The sequence below is a fragment of the Enterococcus sp. NPDC086594 genome, assembly GCF_044746145.1.
Lineage (GTDB): Bacteria > Bacillota > Bacilli > Lactobacillales > Enterococcaceae > Enterococcus_D > Enterococcus_D entomosocium.
This window is the reverse complement of the sequence record NZ_JBIVBP010000004.1, coordinates 268,127-274,810: the sequence shown is the minus strand read 5'-3', so window position 1 is coordinate 274,810 and position 6,684 is coordinate 268,127. Positions and strand designations below refer to the sequence as shown.

At 29.9% G+C, this 6,684-nt stretch carries 5 protein-coding genes; 3 read left to right on the top strand and 2 right to left on the bottom strand.

Annotated elements, in window-relative coordinates:
* Positions 1-41: 41 nt before the first annotated feature.
* The 3 genes from ACIPK1_RS09020 to ACIPK1_RS09010 all read left to right on the top strand — a co-directional run bounded on the left by ACIPK1_RS09020 (position 42) and on the right by ACIPK1_RS09010 (position 4,156).
* Positions 42-233 carry a trypsin-like serine protease gene (locus ACIPK1_RS09020; protein ID WP_400450555.1) on the top strand — a complete coding sequence of 64 codons (192 nt, stop codon included), beginning with the start codon at positions 42-44 and terminating at the stop codon, positions 231-233.
* A gap of 718 nt (positions 234-951) precedes the next feature.
* A complete protein-coding gene (locus ACIPK1_RS09015; protein WP_301405298.1) occupies positions 952-2,115 on the top strand; it encodes a Hachiman antiphage defense system protein HamA in 1,164 nt (387 codons plus the stop codon).
* On the top strand, positions 2,105-4,156 hold the full coding sequence (locus ACIPK1_RS09010; protein ID WP_142971754.1) for a DEAD/DEAH box helicase: 2,052 nt from the start codon (positions 2,105-2,107) through the stop codon (positions 4,154-4,156). The genes ACIPK1_RS09015 and ACIPK1_RS09010 overlap by 11 nt, the downstream gene beginning before the upstream one ends.
* Positions 4,157-4,537: 381 nt before the next feature.
* On the opposite strand, the gene ACIPK1_RS09005 is transcribed toward ACIPK1_RS09010, so the two are convergent.
* Both ACIPK1_RS09005 and ACIPK1_RS09000 read right to left on the bottom strand, forming a co-directional pair.
* Entirely contained in the window at positions 4,538-5,824 is a 1,287-nt protein-coding gene (locus tag ACIPK1_RS09005; RefSeq protein WP_142971755.1) for a DUF1576 domain-containing protein, read from the bottom strand.
* A 113-nt stretch (positions 5,825-5,937) separates the two neighbouring features.
* On the bottom strand, positions 5,938-6,681 hold the full coding sequence (locus tag ACIPK1_RS09000) for a GntR family transcriptional regulator (protein ID WP_142971756.1): 744 nt from the start codon (positions 6,679-6,681) through the stop codon (positions 5,938-5,940).
* Positions 6,682-6,684: the final 3 nt, after the last annotated feature.

The following is a 6,684-nucleotide window of genomic DNA, read 5'->3' as shown; positions in this document are numbered from 1 at the left end:
AAGTAAAACAAAAACCAGTTAAGCACGCTGCCTAACTGGTTATGACTAAATTTTCAGTTGTATTTTTCTCTACCAACACTAAATGTCGAAGAGCCATTATTTTTGGGGGTAATAGCGGGGGGCCTGTATTAGATAGACAAAACAGAGTCATAGGTGTAGCTACAGAAGGTAAAAGAACTTCCACAAACAGAATTATTCCTATTGAGTATTTGCATTATTTAAAAAAGCTTTGAAAGAATATTAATTAATAATCATTAAAAATGCAAATTATTTCACCGTTTATTATAGAAATAATAAGTAATAAATCGCCCTAAAATAATACAATTACCAGCCGTCGATACTCACCAAAAAAACTCAGACCTCTTGTGATTATAAGTAAATTAGCACCATAAAAAGTCTCTCTAGTATCTAAATCATAGAAGGCAATTTCTTTATTTATTCAGATAATCCGAGATTGATTCAACACAAAAATTTTATGCTCATTTTAATGTTATGACAGAAGCTAGCTAGTTATATTTAGCCTATTTTTTGGTGCTTTATTCATTCAGCCGAATGGTTTATGAAAATCAAAACTAGCCAGAACAAAGCTCATCCCAGCTCAGATTTATTCGGTATTTCACTTTAATTAATTGATTGATTAAAAAATTTTACTTTTTATGTTTTTAGACAATTTGAATTCGGATGCTACTCAATCTATTCTTTTTTATGAGTAATCTTCTCTTCACTTTTTCAACTATTTAAGGATAAACCATCCCTTGTAATTATTATTTTCATATATAATGTTCTTCGTAGCATAAGATTTCAACTAGATTGTCAAAACAACACATACTTGCTCCGAAAGCGATAAAAATATAAAAGATTATTACTCAGAAATAAATCTTCTATAAGTACACGTCAATAAATTCGATACCTAATATTCTTTCTAATTACTAAAATGTGGGAGGTAATTTTTTGCAAGTCTTACTCCATTATACGACTAACCAGAGAGTATTTAATTATTTTGATACTCATCCTCATCCAATTTTTGAGCATAAACAACTAGCCGAAGTTAAAAACTTTCATAAAAAATATAGTAAATTTCAAGAACACTTATTTTTTATAGTATGTTATAGTTCTTCCAATAAGCAAGTTCATTATAGTGTCGGAAAAATTTCAAAAAATGCATCCTCTGAATTTTTTTTTAGTAAAGTAAATGAGGAAATTCAAAGTATTATATTATATGACTTAGGACTTGTAAAAACTAATACTTATGAGAAACATATATATTATAAAGAAAATACCCTTACATGTAACGATCATTTTATAAGTAAAAACATTGGTGAACTTTTAAACAAAATAAAATTGAGATATTTTTGCTGGGAAGAAATTATAAGTAGCAAAGTTACTCTTTTTCAAAAACTAAATGATATTCTATTTGACCAAACTATTGTTTTAGACATTGCATCTTCTTACAATCCATCTATTCATAAGTATGAAGAGCGACTATTGAAAAAAAAATATTATAGCGCATTGCAATCTATCGGATTTATTAGTAAGCACGAATTGGATACCGATTTATCCGTCTTACACGGAGATATTGGCGAATTTCTTATGCATCACTTAGTTAGTAACTATATAAGTGATAACAATTCTGTAAAATACTTATATCCAAAATTAGTATTAAAAAGCAATCCTAAAATGCCTGCTTATGGAAATGACGGTACTATTTATGTGCCATCAAAAAAGGAAATTTTTTATCTAGAAGCAAAGTTTTATACAAATCTGACCAAAGCAATAAATAAAGCGGTAGATTCCCTTAAAGAACATAATGAAGTAACACAAGAGAATATTGATCACAAAACAGAGCTTTTCAGAAATATTAAAACTAAAAGTAATGATGAAATTATTGAAATTACCGATGATGTTAATGAAAAATTAGTGCTTTTTTTAATTTGTGATAATATATTCAAAGAAGAAGACGTTCTGAAATGTCTTAAAAAAAACAATGGTTTAATAGAACTGAAAAAAAGTTTTGAAGTTATTATATTTGTGTTACCAATTTTAAGTAAATCCGAATTTCTTGAAAGCTTCAAAAAACAATCTATATTGAGAGGAAACCAATATTATGTCCAGTGATGACTTGTTGTATTTAAATAGTTCAATTCGAGATATCAGAAATGAACTACTCTATGACATATACAATAAAAAAAACGTGAATAATGCATTCTTGAGTTTTACTGATTTGGATATATATTCTAAAGACTATAGTTTTTTTGATAGATTTGGAAAAGCAATCCGACTATCTTTGTTGGATGAAAGAATAATCCTTACTAAGGAACAAGAAACGTGTCTAAATATACTCTCAAAAGAAAATTTATTTGTAAGTGCTCCTACAAGTTTCGGAAAAACATTTATTGCTCTAGAACACATTGCCAGAAATAAAGATATGCTAAATAACATTATATTTGTTGTTCCTACAATAGCTTTAATGAATGAACTAAGAAGAAAATGTTTTTTATATTTTAAAGATACCTTCATTCTTATAACATCTGATTCAGAGTTAGAGCAATATTATCAATATACTAAAAAAATTATTATTGTTGTTCCTGAAAGAATAAGCGCTCAGTTATTTCAAAAATATTTAGACGAACGATATATTGATTTTTTGATTTATGATGAAATTTATAAGTTGAATGCAGATAAAAAAACTAATAAAAATAATTCTCGACTTATTAAAATGAATTACATATACAAGTACCTAATTGAACGATCTAAAAAAGTACTACTATTAGGACCTTTTATAAAAAATGTAAGTTTCTCCAGATCAAAAATGAAAATACAAAAATTCATTACTAATCTCAACTTAGTCTACAATGAGGTAGAGTTTGATGAAAATTTTGAAAGTTATTATGGAAATCCTGAAGATAAAAGATTTATTTATTTTGATTCTCCTGACAATATTGTTAAATTTTTAAGAAAAACACCTCCTGACTTGCCTGTCGTAGAATTTGATAAAAAAATAGTTGATTGGATATCAGAAAATGTTCATCCCAGTTGGTACTATGTTAGCTGTTTGAAAAAAGGAATTGGAATTCATCATGGGAAGACGCCTACCTTTTTAAGAAAATATATTGAAAATGAATATGCGCATGGTAGTATTCATACAATACTCTGCACAAGTACTTTGATTGAAGGTGTAAATACACCAACCAATAGCTTGGTAGTTTATGATCAACCTCGAGGAGTTTTTGAACTTAATAATTTAATTGGTCGAGTTGGTAGATTAAATATAGAGAATCCACAACCTGGAAAAGTTTATATAACAAAAAAAGAGACTTGGGAATTATATAATCCTAATAAATGGATTGAATTAAACATACTTTATGAAGATGAAGATATACTTACTAAGGATAAAGAAGACGAAAGTTTATATTTAGATAAGCAAGCTAATACAGAAATAGATAAAAACATTTCAGATTTAACTCAAATACTTTCACATAAATATAATATTCAATATTCAGATATAATTGAAGCCGGTATTGAATTTAAGATACTTCAACGTTTTATTGATAACTACGATAGTTTGACTTTAGAGTCTAGAGAATGGGAAGTTATCCATGACATTAAATATAAATTGTTGAACGAAGAGAATAACTATCTCCGATATTTGAAGATATCTGAGTATTCGTTCGCAACTTCTGAAATGAATAATAGCCCGTACATTCCTATTGATCCTGTGTACCTCCTTCTAATTTCGCGTAACGGCATGAAAAGTGTGATTACAAAATTCACAACTACATTCCCTACATGTACAGCTAATGATATTAATATTTTTATAGATACACTATTCAAAATTGACGAATTCATTAAATTTAAACTAATAAAAATAGTAGCTATCTATGAATTATTTGACAGTAAAAAGTTATTTAATCCAATTGATAATCGTGCTTTTATTCAGAGTATCAACATGATTAAAAACTACTCAACTTCCAGTGATGGCTATGAACGAATATTAACTGATTTAGGGTTCCCTAAAGAAGATATTTTAAAAGTGCGTAATCAGATTACAAATTTCGAAACGATTGAAGGAACCGAACATAAATTAAAAAAATTACAACAAGAAGCAGTATTTGAGGAACTATCGCCTTTTGGAAAAAAAATAATTGAAGACATATAGCTAAAAAATACGTGTTTGATGTATAACCATTACTCATCTACTACAATTAGGAAAAAGGAGATCTATTAGATTCTATACTAACAACAGCTCATGATTAAATTAACATCTCTCATTACAAAGTGAGAATAAAAAGCTAACTTATTGCGAATGGAAAATATCTGCAAATCATCATAATGGAACTTTCAATCACCTTTTTCATATAAAACAATGAATTCAATTACTATTTTTTCTTATATTTTTGATATTGAGACTATAACATAAACTGATATAATAAAAATCTCCTGTAATGACGAAAGTCGATCATTACAGGAGATTTTTATTATAAAGATGCATCGACATTGCCTCCATTCATTCTTTTGAAAACAGGATAATCTTCAAATTTTAGATGTTTTCAACACGCTCTCTGGAAAATCGTGTAAATATTGACTCCTGTAATAGCGGAACAAGAAAAGCTGCCACAAAACCACCCGCAAAGCCATTATTGTACAAATTCAGGCCGGCATGAAGGTACGTAACATTCGTCACTAAAGACAGATGGATAAAACCAGCTAAAATCCCTGGAACAAAACCAAATTTTCCACTTATAGGTGCTAAAGTCGTGCCGAAGATCGCTGCCATTAATACCACAGTTTGATCAGGCATATGGATTGGGGCTAGGAGTGAAGCAAGTACTACCCCAATCAGAATCGGCAAACTGTTTCCCAGATGATTCCCGTAAGCCGCAAATCCTGTAGCAGTTAAAACAGCACCCACTATTGGTCCTGAAAATACACCGCCCATAAAATAAACATACATTATTAGTCCACCACCAAAAATTGCCATATTCATAAATGTGGCACCCAACCCTGCACTTATAGAAAAATCAGCTTCTTCCCTTCCAGTAGATTGGAAGATCCTTTTCATTCCAGCAATACTCGCTTCGTTAACATACCAGCCAATGAGAAACAAACCTAAAAACACGCAAAATAAGAAGAGAAAAAGTTCCCTCGAATGTATTGAAGAAACAAGATAGGTATCTTCTATTTCCCATCCAGATAGACGTAATAGATTTGTTAAAATCATCGCTAGAAAACCTGATGTGAACCCAACATTATACAATGAGTATCCTTTATGGAATTTTTTACAATGCTTAGCTAATCTGGGTAAAATCAAACCAATGAATAATCCGACGCTCATACCAAGAATCATTCCTTTTAGAAAGCCTAGACCTAATCCAAAAGTCATGTAACTGACTACTGGAGATAACGAACTCCCAAAATAACCTGTTATAATATAGTCTCGTTCTGATTCTTTAACAAGTTTAGCATATAGCAAAACACCTATAAAAATAGGGATCGAATTGTACAAGTTTTTCCCAAAGAATGAAAAGCCTGAGACAGAAAAAAGAGCTGCTATCATCAAACCCGTTCCAGGTATTTTCTTTTTTACTGCAATCAACGTACTAATCAATGTCATTAAACCACTATTAAAAAATACACTACCTAGGTTGGCTACGACAATGTAGTCAGTTAATAGCTGACTAGGGGACTGAATAATTTGATGCATTCCTTGATAAATTCCTAAAACTCCTTCAAGCATAATACCAAAAGCAAGCAAAATAATACTATATACAATGAAAATCGAATACATCAATGTTTCAATATCTATTTCATGACCAATAAATTTCATCCTTGATTATTCAAGCTCCCCTCATTTGCCAGCTAGTATCATTGACTTCACAGTATCCAGTGTATTGTTAGCGATTACATTAATTAGACTATCTTTTCATAGCTTAATTATAGTTATTTTTCTTCGTTTTTTTGATTGGCATTCTCTTCTTCGATTTTTTCACAAATAAATATTTTCGAAAAATTTAAATGATCACAAATCGTACTTTCGATCACCGTATCATCTTTTGTCAACATAGCAAAATATAGTAGACGGTGTTCAATCACAGCCTGTTTTCTTCTTAAGGGTGAATTTAAAGAAAAATCACGAAAACAGTCCATATATTCTTCGACTTGCTTATAAACCTCCTCTACTCGATACAAGCGGCAGTGCGCTAAAATGAAATGATGAAATTCTATAAATAAATGCATGACCTCACGAGAGTCGCCATTTTTCTCTTTATTTTCAGTTTTTATCAACAATTTATCTAACTTATCAAAGTCTTTTTTTGTCATATTTTGTGCTGCTGTTGTAAAAATTATCGTTTCAAGTGCTTGTCTGATTTGATATACTTCTAAAACATCTTTCACAGACACTTGTTTCACTGTATAGCCAATTTGAGACTGATAACTCAATATCCCGTCTTCAAACAACTTCTTTAATGCGGTTCGAATCGGCGTCCGACTAATATTTAGTACTTTCGAAAGGTATTTTTCGTTTATTCTTTCACCTTTAGATAACTTACCATGGATTATAGCAGTACGAATTCCATCATAGATGATTAGATTCAAAGGTTTATCTGTTTTTTCTCTTATTTCATTACGTAGACTTTCTACCAATAGTTGCATTTGTAAACTTAGATATTTATTTACTAACATATA

Excerpts from the sequence above, each read along its gene's own strand:
- ACIPK1_RS09000 (WP_142971756.1), bottom strand. The coding sequence starts at position 6,681 with ATGTTAGTAAATAAATATCTAAGTTTACAAATGCAACTATTGGTAGAA.
- ACIPK1_RS09005 (WP_142971755.1), bottom strand. The coding sequence starts at position 5,824 with ATGAAATTTATTGGTCATGAAATAGATATTGAAACATTGATGTATTCG.
- ACIPK1_RS09020 (WP_400450555.1), top strand. The coding sequence starts at position 42 with ATGACTAAATTTTCAGTTGTATTTTTCTCTACCAACACTAAATGTCGA.
- ACIPK1_RS09010 (WP_142971754.1), top strand. The coding sequence starts at position 2,105 with ATGTCCAGTGATGACTTGTTGTATTTAAATAGTTCAATTCGAGATATC.